Here is an 18758-nt window from a genome sequence, read left to right on the forward strand (position 1 = left end):
CTAATTTTATTTCTTGCCGCAACATACACCTTATATAAGATGGCGGAGGAGGAGAGATTCGAACTCTCGGTAGGCTACTAACCTACGCCGGTTTTCAAGACCGGTGCATTAAACCGCTCTGCCACCCCTCCGTTGCGAGCGAGGTGTATATTACGGATTTCAAAATTCAGTGCAACCTTTTTTTTAAAAAAAGATTAACTTTTTTCAATAATATAGTGCTGGTCCTTTCCTGGACGAATCCAAACATTGGAATACCAGTAATACTGCTTAGCCGAATCGTTCGGCATGGTGCAATTAATACGTCCACGGCCGACACCAAATGGCTTAGTGGCGGTTACCACGACCTCGTCTTTTGATACCCAATCCAAATTCGCCTTACCCTGACCGGATACATAGCACGCCAAATCTTTTAAACGATACTTGCCTGGCTTAAAGGTCAAACGAAGCGACACAGGGTTGTCGTCCGCATAATCACCACTCTCCTCTTTTAATAGAGGCATCGGCATTGCGTTAAGCTTTAGCTTTAATGTCGATAACGTGGCAAAACGTCCTGATGCAGGAAAACGAGGTAAATCTTCAAAATCAGAATCCGCGCTGACCACTCCAGACTGTTGTCCAAAGGCTATAAAGCCCTTCTCTTTCATCATCGTACGTAACAGGTGATTTGATTCACCATAAGGATAAGCCAACATTTTAGGTGAGTGACCTAGATGCTTGATTAAGGCCGTTTCCACACCTGCTACTTCCTTCTCCATACGTGCGTGCCACGCAGCGTCAGATTCCCCTTCTTCCTTACGGGCCATATAAGGATGACTAACCGTATGATTGGCAAACACCGCCCCCGACTTCTCCATTTCCTTCATAATATCCCATGTCAGAAAATGCGGATTCTTTTGCTTTAGCGGCTCAGAATTAACAAATACCGTAAAGGGGTAACCATATTGTTTCAAAATGGGAAAACCCTGTTCGTAAATGTCACGGTAACCATCATCAAAGGTAATCGCAACCGCTTTGCTCGGTAAACTCTCGTGCGCCTTAATCTTATCCAAAGCCGTTTTCAGATCGACCACTTGAAAGCCCGCACTTTTTAGATAAGCCATCTGTTTGGCAAACTGTTTGGGAGATAAAGACGTGGAGGCAGGTGTTGAATCAGAAACATGATGATATTGAAGAATGGGTAAATAATCTTGCGCGCTTGCCGTAAGGCTCATTACTACACCACCAATAAGAACACCGCACCGAATGCTAAACAACATGAACACCTCTTTGATTAAAATTTGCGCTTATTTTACGCGAGGAGTTCTTTAAAAAGCCAGCCACAGAAACTGTTATGCCTACTTTGCACGGTCACTGCCTCTGTTTTACCCCAACTATCCCTACTACACTCAAAAGAGCAGATACCATAAACCCCTTGGTATTCTTATCCTGCCGCTCGCAAACAAGGCCAATCAAGCCAAAGCAGCTTATTGTGATACATCGATGATCAATCTGTATTGGTCATCTGTTACTAGCAATGGGATGGCGTTAGCCGAGTGAATTTGATGCCAAAAGCACACTATAAACGAGGTGAAGCATGAGCAAGACCGTTTTTTACCAACACCTTAGCGAACAACTTGAATCCCTTAAAAACGATGGACTCTATAAAGAAGAACGCGCACTGATTACACCACAAGCCAGTGAAATCACCACGAAAGACAACACACCACTGATTAATTTATGCGCAAACAACTACCTAGGATTAGCCAACGATGAGATGGTCACTCAAGCCGCCCACCAAGCCCTTGATGATTTTGGTTACGGTATGGCTTCTGTTCGCTTTATCTGTGGCACACAAAACATCCATGAAGAATTGGAAAAAAGCCTAAGCGACTTTTTACAAATGGAAGACACCATTTTGTACTCTTCCTGTTTTGATGCAAACGGTGGTCTTTTTGAAACCTTGCTTAATAAAGACGACGCCGTCATCAGCGACGCGCTCAATCACGCTAGCATCATCGATGGCATTCGCCTGTGTAAGGCCAAACGCTACCGTTATGCCAATAACAATATGCAAGAGCTGGAAGCCAATTTACAACAGGCGGATAAGGATGGTGCCCAAACGAAACTGATCGTCACCGATGGGGTTTTCTCAATGGATGGCATCATTGCCAATTTACCAGCCATCTGCGACCTTGCTGATAAATACGATGCCTTAGTCATGGTTGATGACTCGCACGCAGTTGGCTTTTTAGGGGAAAATGGCCGAGGAAGCCACGAATATTGCGATGTTATGGGTCGTGTCGACATTATTACCGGGACACTAGGCAAAGCCCTTGGTGGTGCGTCTGGCGGCTACACAAGTGCTTCTAAACCCATTGTAGAGTGGTTGCGCCAACGGTCACGCCCTTATCTTTTCTCCAATTCATTGTCACCCATTATCACGGCAACCACCTTAACTATTCTGGAATCCCTTAAGAAGGGACAAGCTGCTCGCCAACGCCTTAAAGATAACAGTGCTTATTTTCGCAAAAAAATGGGAAATTTGGGATTTACGTTAATTCCGGGTGACCATCCCATAATTCCTGTTATTCTCGGTGATGCGAAGCTCGCCACACAAATGGCAAACGCGCTTTATAAAGAAGGCATCTACGTGACAGGCTTTTCTTACCCAGTTGTCCCAATGGGTAAAGCCAGAATTCGTACACAAATGTCGGCTTCCTTGACCAAGGAACAGTTAGATCACGCCATTGACGCCTTTGCCAAAATTGGTCGTGATTTACATATTATTGAAGGACCCAAGCAATGAAAGTACTCGCCAAAACACAGGCTAAACAAGGCATCTGGATGTCAGAAGAGGACTATCCAGAATGTGGTCACAATGACGTCATCATCAAAATCCGTAAAACAGCCATTTGTGGAACGGATATGCATATTTATCACTGGGATGATTGGGCACAAAAAACCATCCCAGTGCCGATGACTGTCGGCCATGAGTTTGTTGGTGAAATTGCACAAATTGGCGAGGAGGTAACAGGCTTTACTATCGGTGATCGTGTCTCTGGAGAAGGCCATATTACGTGTGGACAATGCCGCAATTGCCGCGCAGGACGTCGTCACTTATGTCGCCAGACACAAGGCGTAGGTGTCAATCGCACTGGGGCTTTCGCTGAATATTTAGCCATTCCAGCCAGTAATGCCTTTAAGATTCCTAACAACATCAGTGACGATCTCGCAGCCATTTTTGACCCCTTTGGTAATGCGACACACACGGCCCTTTCCTTCGATTTGGTGGGAGAAGATGTGCTCATCACTGGTGCTGGCCCCATTGGTGCCATGGCCGCCGCCATCGCCAAACACTCTGGTGCCCGTAATGTTGTCATTACCGATGTCAATGATTATCGCCTTGATCTTGCCCGAAAAATGGGCGCCACCCGAATAGTCAACGTGGCACAAGAATCCCTACGCGACGTTATGATCGAGCTAGGCATGCAAGAAGGATTCGATGTTGGTCTGGAAATGTCAGGTAATGGGATGGCTTTCCAATCCCTCCTTGAATGCATGAACCATGGTGGCAAGGTGGCCATGCTGGGCATTCCCAGCAAAGACACAAACGTCGATTGGAACCAAATCATTTTTAAAGGTTTGGTTCTCAAAGGTATCTATGGACGGGAAATGTATGAAACTTGGTACAAAATGGTTGCCATGTTGCAATCTGGACTAGACCTAAGCCCAATTATTACCCACCAATACAGTGTAGAAGAGTTCCAGCAGGGATTTGATGCTATGGCATCTGGCCAATCCGGAAAAGTCATTTTAAATTGGTGCTAACTCCCCACTTTAGTTGCGTCATTACGAACTTCGCGTTAGTTTAAACTTTTCAGACGCAACTAGAGTTTTCTCATGTTAGAAATCGGTACCCATGCGCACCCTTCACCTCATCAAGATGCGCTGTATATTTTATTGTTTAAAAACCAAGTATTGATTGAACAGAATCATCAATTTTTGGTCCCCTTTGACCACTTCCAGCCTGATAGCAGTATGCGGGCCATCTATTGCGGACAATGGAATCCACAAGGCAATGATCAAAGCAACCCAGAGAAGCAAGAGGCAACCAATCAAGATGTCTTTGTATGCCGCTTCGAAAACCGCCCAAAAGGTTTTACGGAAATAGATCTACGCGAACTACTGTTCATGCAGGACGAAGCTAACTATTTACTGTTAAGCCGTGCCCATCAGCTATCTACTTGGGACAGGGATCATCAATTCTGTGGGCGCTGTGGCACCCCCATGAACAACAAACACTCGACAGAACACACCAAAATTTGCCCAAAGTGTAATCTCCGTCATTACCCCCGAATTTCCCCTTGCATCATTGTCTCAGTTCGAAACGGCGACCATCTGCTCTTAGCCCGTGGCCCACACATGCCCAAAGGCAGATTCAGTAATATCGCAGGATTTGTCGAGGCTGGCGAAACCTTAGAACAGGCTGTCGCCCGAGAAGTGCGAGAAGAAGTCGGCATTGAAGTCACCAACATACGCTATGTTGGCAGCCAGCCTTGGTCGTTTCCTCATCAAATGATGGTGGGCTTTTTTGCCGACTATGCTGGAGGCGAAATCCTCCCTGCCCCAGGCGAAATAGAAGAAGCGGCATGGTGGCACATTGATAGCCTCCCCAACACCCCAAACTTAGTCACGATATCAGGGCAAATTATTGCTCAACACGTGGCTCATATAAAAAACAGCCGCACGTAACGGGCACGGATGCCAACAAAACATTTTTGGGCTGTCATTCGGAACTAGAATTTTTATAACAAACCCCTATACTAGCTCGCCAATCAATCATCATCGCGAGCTTGTTTGTTTTGAATGAATTATTACAGACCATCGAAAGAACCGTGCGTCCACTGATCGGCTCAGGAAAGGTAGCCGATTATATTCCCGCCTTAGCCAATGTGAACCCGAATCAATTTGGTATCGCCGTCTACAGCAATGAAGGTGAATTATTTCAGGCAGGACAAGCCAAAGTCGACTTTTCCATTCAGAGTATTTCCAAAGTCTTTAGCCTTACTCTTGCGATAAAACATTATGGCGAAGATATGTGGCAGAGAGTGGGTCGTGAGCCCTCTGGCAACCCATTTAACTCCCTTGTACAGCTGGAATACGAAAGCGGTGTGCCACGTAATCCTTTCATCAATGCTGGCGCGCTGGTGGTATGCGATATGAATCAATCACGTTTTGCTTCGCCTCACTACGCCATGCGCGAATACATCCGTCGCCTGGCAGGGAATCCTAAACTCAAATCCGATAAAGTCGTTGCCGATTCAGAGTTTGAGTTTCGCTCACGCAACGCTTCCATGGCCTATTTAATGAAAGCTTTCGGTAACTTTGAAAACGACGTGGAAACAGTATTACACAATTACTTTAATAACTGTGCCATGAGTATGAACTGCGTCGATCTGGCGAAAGCCTTTAGTTTCTTAGCAAATAAAGGCTATTGCCACCATAGTGGCGAACAAGTCATCAGCGCCCGTGAAGCCAAACATGTAAACAGCCTCCTTGCCACCAGCGGCTTATACGATGAAGCAGGTAACTTTGCTTATCGTGTAGGATTGCCTGGTAAGAGCGGCGTCGGTGGCGGCATCATCGCCATCGTACCGAATCGTTTTTCGGTATGTGTGTGGTCACCTGAGCTGAATAAATCCGGTAATTCTTTAGCGGGCATTGCCGCCCTTGAAGCCCTATCAGATCACATTGGCTGGTCTATTTTTGGCTAACCAACCCCCAAAAGCATAACTATTAATCCTCAATACCCATGAAAAAAGGGCCATCTGGCCCTTTTCTGTTACTGCATTATCACCGCTTAATTGGTGATGACTTTATAACAAGGAATATACTCACTTCCTGGTAATTTCATCCGTTGCTGAGCAACAAACGCTTGTAGCAGCGCATCCAGTTTTTCGAGTATCAGCTTATCCCCATGGATATGGAACGGCCCGTGCTCTTTAATGTAGGCAACTCCCTGTGCTTTGACGTTACCAGCCACAATAGAGGAGAAAGCTCGACGCAAATCCGCTGCCAATAAGTGAGTGTCTTGATTAAAGTTTAAATTCAAGCCCAGCATATTTTCATGAGTCGGCTCGAACGGATGCTGAAACTCTTCAGGAATATGTAACTTCCAATTGTAGTAAAACGCATCATGATGTGCCTTACGGTAATGGCGTACTTCTTCCAAGCCTTGTTTCATGGCACGGGCCACTTCGACCTCATCATCAATAATGATGCGGTATTTCTGTTGTGCGGCTTCCCCTAGCACATCACCAATAAAGGCATGAATCTGCTCGAAATAGTTGGCACTTTCTTTGGGCCCAGTAAACACCAACGGAAAGGGGACATCCGCATTTTTAGGATGCAATAAAATCCCTAAAATATACAGAATCTCTTCCGCTGTTCCCGCCCCACCAGGAAAGACAACAATGCCGTGACCTGTTCTAACAAACGCCTCTAAGCGTTTTTCAATATCAGGCATTATCACTAACTGATTCACAATCGGATTGGGGGATTCAGCGGCAATAATACCAGGTTCAGTTAACCCAAGATAAACACCGTTGTGAATACGTTGTTTAGAATGAGCTATCGCCGCGCCCTTCATTGGGCCTTTCATCGCCCCAGGACCACAACCCGTACAAATATTCAGTTCTCTTAAGCCAAGTTCATGGCCGACGCGCTTGGTATAATCGTATTCATGACGTGCAATTGAGTGTCCCCCCCAGCACACCACCATGTCTGGGCTTTGAATACGACGGAACACATTAGCATTACGTAACAATTCAAATACTACGTTGGTAATTTTGTCCGAGCTCGCATTTTCAAGATTACGCGCTAAGTGATACTCATGGTAGGTAAAAATAATGTCACGTAACACGCTAAACAGCATTTCTCGAACACTACTGATCATCTTACCGTCAACAAATGCGCTGCCTGGCGCATTCTTTAATTCCAGCTTAACGCCACGCTCCTGCTGAATAATATTAATTTCAAAATCATTGAATTCCTTCATCACGGCTTCGGCATCATCGGTATCACTACCACAGTTCATAATCGCCAAAGCACAACGACGAAATAGCTCATGAAGCGAACCAGAATCTTCTGACATGCGAGAGATCTCATCTTGCGATAACATCTCTAATGCTCCTTTGGGAGCCACTAATGCATCTACGCGATCTTCATACTGCATGATCGCCCTCCTTACTTATTGGTATTGTTGTCATAATCGTTATGTTGTTGTCTTAATAGTTATATTGGTCACTGATGGGCACTTTATCAAGCACAAACAATAAACTAACCAGTCACCATCAGTGTGAAGAACTACGTAACGACTGATAATACAAAGATTGCATTTCAATTAAACGACTGTAGGTTCGGCGAAACTCGAACAATAACGAGCCGTTTTGATATAACTGATCAAGCGGTAAAGCCGCACTTAGATACAACACCACATGATGGTCATAACATTCATCCACAAGACTAATAAAGCGCCGTACCGCATCGTCATTGATCCCATAGGACACCACTCGCTCGCCAGTCACGCCAGAACCCAACGCACTGTCTTCTGTGCCCCGTGCTTTAATATGCTCGTAAGGTTCACTGCTCAAAGGTGGAATACCTGATACCATCATAATAGGAAAGCGAGTAGCCAACTCGATATAATCCAGTGAAGAGCGGGGGCCATCACATAAATCAAAAAAATCAAACCACGCTAAATTCTGAGACACCTTCATAACCGGAATCTGACGATGGCACACCGTCAAAGGCTCCACCGTAATTGGTCCCTTGGATAAAGTGAAAAACGCCAGTTCTAACGCACTGGTATCTTGCACAAAATACACAGGATCAATGCCCTTATGACGCAATCTATGGTCTTCTTTTCCATTGAGATTGACACTTTGAAGTTGTCTATTCAGCCTTTTGACAACTGGCTCAAAACGCGCCGAATCCAGTAAGGTATCGAATAAATGATCAATGGCTATATTCGATGTGGCCACCAACACCACGCCCTCCTCAAACAAGGCATCCACCAAGCCACTCAGCAGCATAGCGTCACCCACATCAGACACAAAAAACTCATCAAAACACAACACTTTGCATTCGTTCGCAAGCCTTTTCGCAATGCCTTTTAGCGGATTTGCCTGACCTGAAGCAAGATTCAATTCACGATGTAAACGCGACATAAAATGGTGAAAGTGCAGACGTAGCCCAAGCCCCTCAGGCAGGCAATCGAAAAACAAATCCATCAAAAAGGTTTTGCCACGCCCCACGTCTCCCCACATATAAACGCCTTTAGGAGAAGCAGATTGAGAAGCGGAAGTGAGTTGTTGAAATAAGCTGTCAAGTAACATAAGCGCTTGACGTTGAGTAGCATCGTCAACAAACCCTTGCTGGCTTAAACGTGCCTTATATGATGAGAAAGGTGAAACCATTAAGATTGTCGCTACTCGTAAAAATATCCCCTCATTTTCCCTTAGAAATCGATGTGGGTTCAAGCACCCACATCAGCTAATCATTATTTAGTACCCACTCAAACAACAATATCTAAGGCTGTGTTTACCCAATTATCCAATAACGCTCGCTACAAAGTCGTAAAAGCACCACTCTTTTTAATGGCCGCTTGGAAACTGGCTTCCCCTTTCACCCGTTCAACAAACGCTGCAATATTAGGATAAGCAGATAAGTCGGTTCGTGTACTTGCGGCCATCAGCGGAAAACTCATTTGAATATCGGCGGCACTCAAAGTGTCTCCCGTAAACCAAATACGATCAGACAAGGTCTTTTCAATAAAGTCCAACTGATCTTTGAGACGAGGAGAGATAAATTTGTCCTGAACCTTATCACTCACCCCTTTGGCAATAGGTTTCACAAAAAACGGCATTGGACTTTTGGGAATCTTCATCATCACTAACTTCATGACCAACAGGGGCATCAACGACCCTTCGGCGAAATGAAGCCAGTAACGGTAATCTAACAAGGCTTGCCCTTCGGTTGGCCGCAGGCGAGATTCACTGTCATAACGATCCAGCAGATACTCAATAATCGCCCCAGACTCCGCCACGGTAAGTCCCTTATCAGTAATCACAGGGGATTTCCCTAACGGATGAATTTTTTTAAGCGCTTCAGGTGCTGCAGAGGTTTCCGGATCGCGCTTGTACTCAATCACGTCATAATCTAACTTCAATTCCTCAAGCAACCATACGATGCGCTGTGAACGAGAGTTTTCCAAATGATGAACCGTTATCATGCAATCCCCTTCTTCCGTTAAAAAATAAAGCCTACAACAATACTCAGCGAATTACATATTATACGAAGCAAAAATAGAAAAGAGATGAATTGCTAAAAAGAAAAATGGTTAATATCACATCTACCTACCGCTTCCATAACCCAAAGTGTAAATCTTTCCAACATTCGAACACTTTGCGCTATGGTTGTCCCTCTCACCATTGACGGACACACCAATAGGACTGCATACGGCACATGAAAAAAAGCCTCCACTACATACTAATAGCGCTGGCGAGTATCAGCTCTGCTCTGGTTCAAGCTCATTCCCTCAACAACGAAACACAAAGATACCAACCAACCACACACCAGCCTCACCAAGAAAAGGCCTTTTTTCAAGCGGTTGATAAACACTATCGTTCACAGACAAAGCGCATCAACGCCATCAGTGCTAGCTTGCTGGGGTTACCTTATGTGGACAATGACACAGGTAAAGACAAACCCGTCAAACAAACGGGCAATCCTTTGTACCGCTTTCACTCCTTCGACTGCATGACCTATGTAGAAGCTGTATTGGCTGGTGTGATGTCTAATTCCAAACAGTCGTTCGGAGCAAAGTTAGTCGATATCCGTTACAAACATGGAAAAGTGTCTTTTATTACCCGCAATCATTTCCCCAGTGCAGACTGGTTTCCCAATAACAAGGGCAAGTTAATTGAAGCGACTTATCGAGTCAGTGGCAAAGCCACCAAAATTGCCAGTGCCCTCATCAATAAACGTGCTTGGTACCATCATTTTACACTGGATAATATTCAAGATGGCGATCTTGACATCACACAACGCCAACATCTGCTAGCGAAATTACGACGAGAAAGCAATAAAATGCCGACCAAAATGGTCCACCTGCCTTATGTGCCTTTAACGGACTTGTTCGTTAAAACCGCGCCCAATCATATCAAGGTGAACACGGCTTTGTTAAAACGCATCCCCGATGGCAGTATTATCAGCATGGTCAGACCAAACTGGCCCATTAAAGACCGCATCGGCACCAATATGAATGTTTCCCATATGGGCTTTGCCATTCGCAAACAGGGTCAACTTTACTTCCGCGAAGCCAGCGAGATAAAGGGCAAAATAGTGGATGTAAACTTTGTTCAGTATCTTTATTACTATTACCGAGAAAGTAAGACATTAAAAGGCTTTAATGTTCATGTGCTAGCGCCTAAATACCACGTCTAGCACGCTCTCTAACGGTTTTGTGTTGCCGTCCCTGTTTAGGAAATTGCCCTTCTCTAAACAGGGATTGCTCTCTTATCTATTACACATGAATCATTTTGGTGGCTACTTCTTCCAAGGTGTATTTTTCCAGATTTGGCCCGCAATCTTATTTTGCTGCGTTGCTAAATTCTCATAAGCCTGACCGCTTGAATACACCACTGGTGTACCGCGCTCCGCCATGTCCTTACGGAATTGACCAACATTTTAAAAGGTTCAACTCGTCAGTAACGATTCGTTGCAGCACTTTATCCCACTATTGTGTGGTCCCTCGTAACGTCCTATTTTCAAAAAAACTTAACGGCACATCTAAGCTTTCTGTTATTTTAATTAATTGAAATATATACAATTTATTTGATAGATGCGGCTTATCAATTGGTTGTTAATATCGATTGGAATCGGTTATAAGAATACGTTATCTTTCTCTCAAAGACGGTTTCTGTGCCCCTTCTTTTCAGCGCCTTTTCTTCATTTCGCCTGCCTAGCAACCATACGGTTTTATTAAAAATCGATGGCTTGGTTATGGCGCTGTACAGAGATGGTCTAATGAATCAAACCTCTTCAGGAGTTAAGCATGAGTAACAGCGACAACATTAAAGAATACTCTGGCCCTGCGGCAGGCTGGGGAGCGTTAAAAGGCGTTACCAAAGCTTGGGTGAGCAGCAAAAAACCGATCAAAAACCTCAGAGCCATGCTGAAAACCAACCAAAATCATGGTTTTGATTGCCCGGGTTGTGCTTGGGGGGACGTACCAGAAAACCACATGGTGAAATTCTGTGAAAACGGCGCCAAGGCAGTTAATTGGGAATCCACAGGCCGCTTAGTGACACCTGAGTTTTTTGCGAAGCACTCTGTCGCGGATCTTCTTAAGCAAAGTGATTATTGGCTTGAATATCAAGGCCGTATCACGCATCCAATGCGTTACGATGCGCAAACCGATCATTATGTTGCCGTCAGTTGGGACGACGCTTTTGAGTTGGTTGCGAAACATCTAAACGACCTAGAATCACCAAACCAAGCGGAGTTTTATACTTCTGGCCGCGCCTCCAACGAAGCCGCTTATATTTACCAGCTATTTGTTCGCGCGTTTGGCACCAATAACTTCCCTGACTGTTCTAACATGTGCCACGAAGCCAGCGGTCAAGGCATGAGCTCAACCATTGGGGTGGGCAAAGGCACCGTGGTATTTGATGATTTTGCCAAGGCCGATGCCATTTTTGTGATAGGACAAAACCCCGGCACCAATCATCCGCGTATGCTGGAACCCCTTCGTGAAGCGGTAGAACGCGGCGCGCAAGTAGTGTGTTTTAACCCTCTTAAAGAGCGCGGGCTAGAACGTTTTCAGCATCCACAGCGCCCTTTTGAAATGCTAAGCAATGGCAATGAGCCAACCAATACCGCCTATTTCCGACCTGCATTGGGGGGCGATATGGCTGCCATGCGAGGTATTGCGAAGTTCTTATTGCAATGGGAAAGAGAAGCGCAAGCGGCTGGCAAAGCCCCCATTTTTGATCATGATTTTCTTCAGCAACATACCACGGGGTTGGATGCCTACCTTGCAGAGGTTGATGCCACCTCTTGGGCACACATTGTTGAACAGTCTGGATTGAGTGTTAACGACATACAGCTCGCTGCCGATATGTATGTCCGCGCTGAACGCGTGATTATGTGTTGGGCAATGGGCGTGACACAACACAAGCATTCCGTTCCGACGGTTCAAGAAATCGTTAACCTGCAATTATTGCGTGGCAATGTGGGCAAGCCTGGGGCCGGGTTATCTCCTGTTCGAGGCCACAGTAATGTTCAAGGTGACCGTACCATGGGCATCGATGAGCAACCACCGGAGTGGTTTTTAGACGCTATTGAGCAACGCTTTCAATTTAAGGTGCCCCGTCAGCACGGTCATAATGCGGTTCAGGCGATTCAAGCCATGGAAGAAAAGCGTGCTAAGGTCTTTATTGGCCTTGGTGGCAACTTTGCCCAGGCAACGCCCGATTCTCATCGAACCCATGCGGCCATGAAAAACTGCGATCTTACCGTTCAAATCAGTACCAAGCTCAATCGTTCCCATTTAATTACGGGCAAGGATGCATTGATTCTCCCATGTTTAGGTCGCACCGAGATTGACCGTCAAGCAGATGGGCAACAAGGCATTACCGTTGAAGACACTTTTTCTATGGTGCATATCTCTTTTGGTCAACTAAAACCTTGCTCAAAAGAACTGCGTTCTGAACCCGCTATTTTAGCGGGGATAGCGAAGGCCACCTTAGGAAACCATCCCGTCGATTGGGAAGATCTGATTGCCGATTACAGCCGAATTCGCGACCTTATCGAAGACACCATTCCAGGCTTTAAGGACTTCAATAAAAGCCTGCAACAACCTGGCGGCTTTTATTTAGACAATGCCGCAGCAACGCGTCAGTGGCATACGCCAACAGGCAAAGCGCAATTTGCCGCCGCCCCATTGCCAAAACAACTGATAAACCAAGCCGTGACGGACAAAGGTGAAAAGCCAGACCTTATATTGCAAACACTACGCTCTCACGATCAATACAACACGACTTTATACGGACTTGATGATCGTTACCGTGGCGTCTTTGGTATGCGAGAGGTACTGTTTGTGAATGCTGAAGAAATTCGTCGCTTAGGTTTTCAGTCCGGCGATAAAGTCGACATGATTTCTCTTTGGGAAGACGGAGTAGAACGCAAAGTAAAAGGCTTTGAATTGGTGGCATACGACATGCCAACCGGCCAAGCGGCGGCCTACTACCCAGAAACCAACCCATTGGTTCCGCTTGAAAGCTATGGCGATGGTACCTTTACGCCGACTTCAAAGTTTATTGCCATTAAACTACAGAAGTCTGAGCCAGATAACCTAATTGCCTCATACAAAAGTCACTGAGAGTCGTGATCAAGTAGAGGTTGCTGGGTAAAGAGTTCCGTCGCCTCTTTAAAACACTGTTCTGCAAGGGCAGATCTTGGCACGGATTTGCGAATAATCAGCCCGATTTGTGAAGGAGAAAGGCCATTTTTTATGGGCTTTAATTTAAGATTGTCACTTAACGCTTCAATGCCTTCTTCCATCGGCATAATTGTGCAACATAATCCGGATGCCACTGCCTGAATAAGGTGATAACTGGAGTTGCTCTCAAGAATCACATTGGCCGTTAAGTGCAGATTGCGTAGGATATGGGTGATGGATTGACGAAAGCTCATTGTCGCATCCAGAAGACCCAGCGGCTTTTCTATCACTTCTTCCCATTCAACCTCTTCACTGTCAAATTGAAAAAACTCACCGGAATACATAAGGCCCATTTGGGTGATGCCAAGATCAATGATATCGAACTGCCCTTGATCCACTTCATCAATATAACAAATACCGAGATCCAATTGATTGCGCATCAGCTGATCGATGATTGCCTCTGAACTAAGCGATGAGAGCGAATAGGTCAGTTCTGGATAACGCTGAGACAAAGGCTTTAGCAAACGAGTGGGATCAAAACAGGAAAGAGGCACCATACCAATGGATAAATTACCAACCAATTTCCCTCGACAATTTGCGGCTTCTGCCAATAAACCATCGTGTGTGGCTAACAGCGTTTTTGCCCAAGCTAGAATGCGCAGACCAGGTTCTGAAAAACCTTCAAATCGGTGGCCTCGAATCACCAACTCCAACCCCAATTCATCCTCTAAATTACTGATTCTCATGGATAACGTCGGCTGTGTGACATGACAAAGTTCAGCCGCTTTCCCAAAATGTCTGGTTTGCTCAAGGGCTAATAAAAACTTCAGTTGCTTAATGTCCATGCGTCAACTCTGCTGGGGGAGGAAAGGTATATTATTACCGCGTTGGCTAAGCAAGTAAATTCATGGAAAGGACAGCCAGTACGCGACAAAGAGCAAAGAATCAACGCCTCGATCTTCGCCCATCAAGACTGTATTTTACGCATATTTTACGTTCCTTTTACTTATTTTTTTCCATATTTAACAAATACTTATCAACCATTTTCCTTGCGAGAATACCTAACCATAGAATGCAGCCTAAAGCAGTGATTCATAAGGAGTAACAACTTACGATTGAAATAAATGGACACCTTTTGTTAGACAAAAAAACATTCCTCAAAATAATAAAATGTATGTAGGTATCTCATATGTTGGCTAATCTTAGCTTCCGCTCCAAACTCATCTGCTTGTTATCAGCTACAATCATTGGTTTTATTGTTGTTACAACCGTCGCATTGTATGGCATTAATACACAAAATAATGCCTCTCAACGTTTCGAAGTCCTCACAGGTATCAACAAAAATTTAGATTCTCTTGTTATTACACTACTGCAACAGTATAAGCAGATAGATAATCTCAACGATAATTCATACAAAGGCTTCTTAGAAGGCGTAGAAAAAGAATATAAATCAGCCTCCTCTGAACTCTCGTTTGATATAAATCGCGCTTCTTCACCTACTACTAAATCCTTACTGGGCAAAGTAAAAAGTGCTTTTACTGATTACAACAGCGCGCTACTGGCATTGATTGAACAAAAAAAATTGGTCGGTTTTAATGGTGATTCGGGGATCAAAGGTGATGTTTCAACCAATGAGCAGACACTAACGACTGACATGTCGTTTCTTAGCCTCATACAAGATTTTTTACCTGTGAAAGAAGCGGAAAAAAACTTTATGTTTGAACCAACCGCAGCCCACAGAGCCGACTTCCTCAGTAAATTTACTAAATTCGACAAACGTGTCGACGATTTTGGCTTAAAAGAGCGATTTAATGATCAAATCCAAGCCTACATCAATTCCGTCAATGCCTTTGATCAAGCCAATAATAAGCTCAACCAACTCCAAGCAGCGTATGAAAAAAACAGCACATTGCTTAATAACTCAAGACTGAATGCGGCAAAATTCCTTCAAAATGCGGTTTCTAACGCCCGAGATAAAGCCGACACCAGTTCGCAACAAGCCGAAATGCTGTTAATTATTGTCAGTATTGGGGTCGCCGTTTCATCAGGGCTACTGCTACTTGGCATTGGTCGCAGTGTGAATACAACCCTAAACCAAATCATTCGAGATCTAGCCAAAGTGAAAAGCGGGGATCTTACCGCTCAATTACCCATCAATACAAAGCGCAATGACGAATTTGATTCACTTTGTGGCTCGGTGAATGAAATGACCGATGGCCTTGGCTCCGTCATTGGAGAGGTGGTTGACACTTCCGCAGAAGTAGCGACCATGATAACGGAACTCAATGACTCCATTAAAAACATTGCGGGCAGTAACCGCTCCGTCAGCGAACAAACCAACTCCCTTGCCGCTGCAACGGAAGAAATCTCCACCACAATCCGCAGTATTTCCAATACCACTGAGGAACTCAGTGCCCAGGCTAAAAATACTTACGACTCCGCTAAGATAGGGGCCAATACAATCAAGTCAACAATATCGAATTTGGCCAATACCATTTCGATTGTTAACGACACGAGCGTCCAGCTGAACGAACTCGGAAAGCTCTCTAAAGACATCGACAATGTCATCGGCATGATCAATGATCTGGCGAACCAAACCAACCTACTCGCACTGAACGCCGCCATTGAAGCCGCACGGGCAGGCGAAGCGGGTCGAGGCTTCTCGGTGGTAGCAGATGAAGTGCGCTCCTTGGCGGAAAAAACAGTTGAAGCAACGTCCAGCATTACGGATATTGTAAACACCATCCAAAGCTCCACACAATCGGCCATTGCCACCATGGAAAGTGGACAAGAAAGCCTACATGCCATTGAAGAATTGAGCGGAAAAGCCGAAGAGGCTATTCAAGAGATTGAAAGAAATGCTCAAACTAGCTCCCATTCTTCTATTGATATGGCACGATCCGTTCAAGAGGTTGCGAAAACCGCCGTGCATATGAGCGAGGAAATGGATCGTATTGCTCAGCAGTTACAACGCGACAACAGCTACATAGTCAATATTGAAGGCAACACACGGGAAATTCATGGCCATGTCGCTAACTTAGACAACAAAACTCGTGTTTTCACGACGAAGAAAAGCCGCTAAATATCTCTCATTGATGGAAGCACGCAAGACTAAACAGTCATGCAGCGCTTAATAGGACACACATGTTAAGAGCCTTGAAAACACTGGTTCTTTAAAGTGTGTCCTTTAAATTTCTTACTTCAGAACACATCATAGAACTACTATCCACCCTAGATAAGCTAGGTGTAATCAGGCGTAGCTCAAACAAAGCCAAAAATGAAGAAAAAACACCATAAATCAAAGACTTGAATTTATTAAAATGGTACGCCCGAGAGGATTTGGACCTTTTTAAAGACGCCAGTAGCCGGTAGTGAGCAACAGTGAGCTGTAACCAACATTATTAAGGAGCTACGGTTTACCTAGATGCTCATTACGGCTCTTTGTTACTCCATTTTGGAGTCACGATGTAGGCAGTATTTTCTTTAACATAAGCCCCCCTTCTCAGCTATCAAAGACCAAACTGAGCTTAAAATAACAAATATATTTGATTTTTTTTCGAATATTTCGAATAATAAAATCATGTTAATACGATTAAAATAAATTGTTCAAAGTGGTACTAAGAACTTGGAGAAATCAAATGAATACATCTATACGTATTCCTAGTCAAGAAGAAGCGGCTCTAGCCAAGCTATGCAGCCAAGAACTAGCAGGAGTTTTGGCAACTAATGGAGACGAACAGAGCTTTTCTTTTACTGATAAACTAGGCAATACTCATGCATTAACACTACCCAAACCTGCACTTACTCTTTTCATTGAGGTGCTTACCCAGCTAGGCGAAGGCAATATCGTACAAATAACCCCAATACATGCTGAACTTACAACTCAACAAGCGGCAGATATGTTAAACATGTCTCGCCCTACTTTTATTAGGCTTTTAGATGAAAAAATCATCCCTTTTTCTAGGACTGGAAACCGTAGAAAAGTCTCGTATTCGGATGTAATGAAGTACAAAGAAGAGCTGCTAGCTAATAGACTCGCAAGCCTAGAAGAACTATCCGCTCTCGATCAAGAAAGCGATATGGGATACTAATGCGAACATATACCGTTATTCTTGATGCCTGTGTTCTTTATCCTGCTCCATTAAGGAGCTATTTAATGTATTTAGCCAGTACAGGACTGTTTATTGCCCGCTGGTCAGATGAGATACATGATGAATGGATAAGGAACCTGCTCAAAAATGATCCGGATAGAGACCCTAAAGCTTTGCAACGTACAAGGGAGCTAATGGATGCCAATGTACCTGATGCATTAGTCTATGGTTATGAAGGTTTAATTGAAGGGCTAGACCTGCCTGATGAGGGTGATAGACATGTTCTTGCTGCAGCAATACAAGGACATGCTGAAGGGATCATCACGTTTAATTTAAAGGATTTCCCAAATGACACCCTATCTAAATTTGGAATAAGTGCTATACATCCAGACGAATTTTTGAACGATATGTTCGAGCTAGATCCGGCAGCTTGCTTACTAGCAGCTCAACGACATAAAAACTCTCTTAAAAAACCACCATTTTCAACAGACGAGTACTTAAACGCCCTTCTTAAACAGAAACTTCCATCATTTGTTAGTCACTTATGTAAGATGTCATTTACAATTTAGAACCTGCACGCGTCGAGATGGGATATTCATTAGACCATGAACACCCGTTATCGACTTTCTGGCTTCGTCAGAGATTAATCCTCTAAGAGTAAATCATCTCACCATCTGAAACTCGTGCCATCGTCGAAATAGACCGTTTGTTTGTGATGATATCCCGCGCTTGAGATGGACTAAGACATATATGGACAGCACCGGAGCGTCCATATATGTCTTATTAATCGGTGCCAAAAAATTCTTGGTCATTCTACAATCATAATGACAATGAGGTATGCTCATTTAGCGCCAGAGCATTTAAAAGATGCTATGAAGTTTAATCCGATAAACAACTACAAGGGTATTTGATAGAATTGCCTTGAATGCTTAGGTAACAGGGACAAACAATGTTTTGCGAGACCCCATATTAAATACCTAGCTATATGCTCACTTAGCTCCAGAACATTTACAATAAGCTGTAAGACTCAACCCTTTGAGCAAAACTAAATAACTAAGTTAGACGCATCATGAAAGCACAAGTATAAGAATTATGAGTGAATCACATAGAGTAGCCAAATCAAGAGATCACTAAAGGGCTAAATCAGAATGGCATTACCAAGGCTAGCAGCTATTACTCGAAAT

14 protein-coding genes and 1 tRNA gene are annotated in these 18758 nt (G+C 44.3%); 9 read left to right on the plus strand and 6 right to left on the minus strand.

Going from position 1 to position 18758, the window contains the following annotated elements; all coding sequences use genetic code 11:
* Positions 1-40: 40 nt before the first annotated feature.
* Positions 41-131 (minus strand) — tRNA-Ser (locus tag JHD45_RS18890).
* A 63-nt stretch (positions 132-194) separates the two neighbouring features.
* Entirely contained in the window at positions 195-1256 is a 1062-nt protein-coding gene (locus tag JHD45_RS18895) for a polysaccharide deacetylase family protein (RefSeq protein ID WP_199478034.1), read from the minus strand.
* A 317-nt stretch (positions 1257-1573) separates the two neighbouring features.
* Between JHD45_RS18895 and JHD45_RS18900 the strand changes: the two genes are divergently transcribed.
* The 4 genes from JHD45_RS18900 to glsB all read left to right on the plus strand — a co-directional run bounded on the left by JHD45_RS18900 (position 1574) and on the right by glsB (position 5753).
* Positions 1574-2785: a glycine C-acetyltransferase gene (locus JHD45_RS18900; protein ID WP_199478035.1), complete on the plus strand. Its 1212-nt coding sequence runs from the start codon at positions 1574-1576 to the stop codon at positions 2783-2785.
* Positions 2782-3807 carry an L-threonine 3-dehydrogenase gene (tdh, locus tag JHD45_RS18905; RefSeq protein ID WP_199478036.1) on the plus strand — a complete coding sequence of 342 codons (1026 nt, stop codon included), beginning with the start codon at positions 2782-2784 and terminating at the stop codon, positions 3805-3807. The genes JHD45_RS18900 and tdh overlap by 4 nt, the downstream gene beginning before the upstream one ends.
* A 72-nt stretch (positions 3808-3879) precedes the next feature.
* A complete protein-coding gene (nudC, locus tag JHD45_RS18910; protein WP_199478037.1) occupies positions 3880-4731 on the plus strand; it encodes an NAD(+) diphosphatase in 852 nt (283 codons plus the stop codon).
* A gap of 110 nt (positions 4732-4841) precedes the next feature.
* Entirely contained in the window at positions 4842-5753 is a 912-nt protein-coding gene (gene glsB, locus JHD45_RS18915; RefSeq protein ID WP_199478038.1) for a glutaminase B, read from the plus strand.
* Between the two features lie 86 nt (positions 5754-5839).
* Here the strand turns inward: glsB and ppnN are convergent, their stop codons facing one another.
* From ppnN to JHD45_RS18930, 3 genes are all read right to left on the minus strand, one after another.
* The gene (gene ppnN / locus JHD45_RS18920) at positions 5840-7213 is read right to left on the minus strand and encodes a nucleotide 5'-monophosphate nucleosidase PpnN (protein WP_199478039.1); all 1374 of its coding nucleotides are present in this window, start codon (positions 7211-7213) and stop codon (positions 5840-5842) included.
* 118 nt (positions 7214-7331) lie between these two features.
* Complete coding sequence (gene zapE, locus JHD45_RS18925; protein ID WP_199478040.1) at positions 7332-8456, minus strand: cell division protein ZapE; 1125 nt, start codon at positions 8454-8456, stop codon at positions 7332-7334.
* A gap of 149 nt (positions 8457-8605) precedes the next feature.
* Positions 8606-9271 carry a glutathione S-transferase gene (locus tag JHD45_RS18930; protein ID WP_199478041.1) on the minus strand — a complete coding sequence of 222 codons (666 nt, stop codon included), beginning with the start codon at positions 9269-9271 and terminating at the stop codon, positions 8606-8608.
* Between the two features lie 233 nt (positions 9272-9504).
* Between JHD45_RS18930 and JHD45_RS18935 the strand changes: the two genes are divergently transcribed.
* Positions 9505-10485, plus strand: a complete 981-nt coding sequence (locus JHD45_RS18935) for an N-acetylmuramoyl-L-alanine amidase-like domain-containing protein (RefSeq protein ID WP_199478042.1) — start codon at positions 9505-9507, stop codon at positions 10483-10485.
* Positions 10486-11095: 610 nt separating this feature from the next.
* Entirely contained in the window at positions 11096-13423 is a 2328-nt protein-coding gene (locus tag JHD45_RS18940) for an FdhF/YdeP family oxidoreductase (protein WP_199478043.1), read from the plus strand.
* On the opposite strand, the gene JHD45_RS18945 is transcribed toward JHD45_RS18940, so the two are convergent.
* Positions 13417-14328 (minus strand): LysR family transcriptional regulator, encoded by a 912-nt coding sequence (locus JHD45_RS18945; protein ID WP_199478044.1) that lies wholly within the window; start codon positions 14326-14328, stop codon positions 13417-13419. The two genes, JHD45_RS18940 and JHD45_RS18945, sit on opposite strands and share 7 nt — an antisense overlap.
* A 344-nt stretch (positions 14329-14672) precedes the next feature.
* Between JHD45_RS18945 and JHD45_RS18950 the strand changes: the two genes are divergently transcribed.
* From JHD45_RS18950 to JHD45_RS18960, 3 genes are all read left to right on the plus strand, one after another.
* The gene (locus tag JHD45_RS18950; RefSeq protein WP_199478045.1) at positions 14673-16565 is read left to right on the plus strand and encodes a methyl-accepting chemotaxis protein; all 1893 of its coding nucleotides are present in this window, start codon (positions 14673-14675) and stop codon (positions 16563-16565) included.
* 556 nt (positions 16566-17121) lie between these two features.
* Positions 17122-17574, plus strand: a complete 453-nt coding sequence (locus JHD45_RS18955; RefSeq protein ID WP_199478046.1) for a helix-turn-helix domain-containing protein — start codon at positions 17122-17124, stop codon at positions 17572-17574.
* Positions 17574-18143, plus strand: a complete 570-nt coding sequence (locus JHD45_RS18960; protein WP_199478047.1) for a PIN domain-containing protein — start codon at positions 17574-17576, stop codon at positions 18141-18143. The genes JHD45_RS18955 and JHD45_RS18960 overlap by 1 nt, the downstream gene beginning before the upstream one ends.
* Positions 18144-18758 lie beyond the last annotated feature (615 nt).

The sequence above is a fragment of the Marinomonas spartinae genome (assembly GCF_016461715.1).
Lineage (GTDB): Bacteria > Pseudomonadota > Gammaproteobacteria > Pseudomonadales > Marinomonadaceae > Marinomonas > Marinomonas spartinae_A.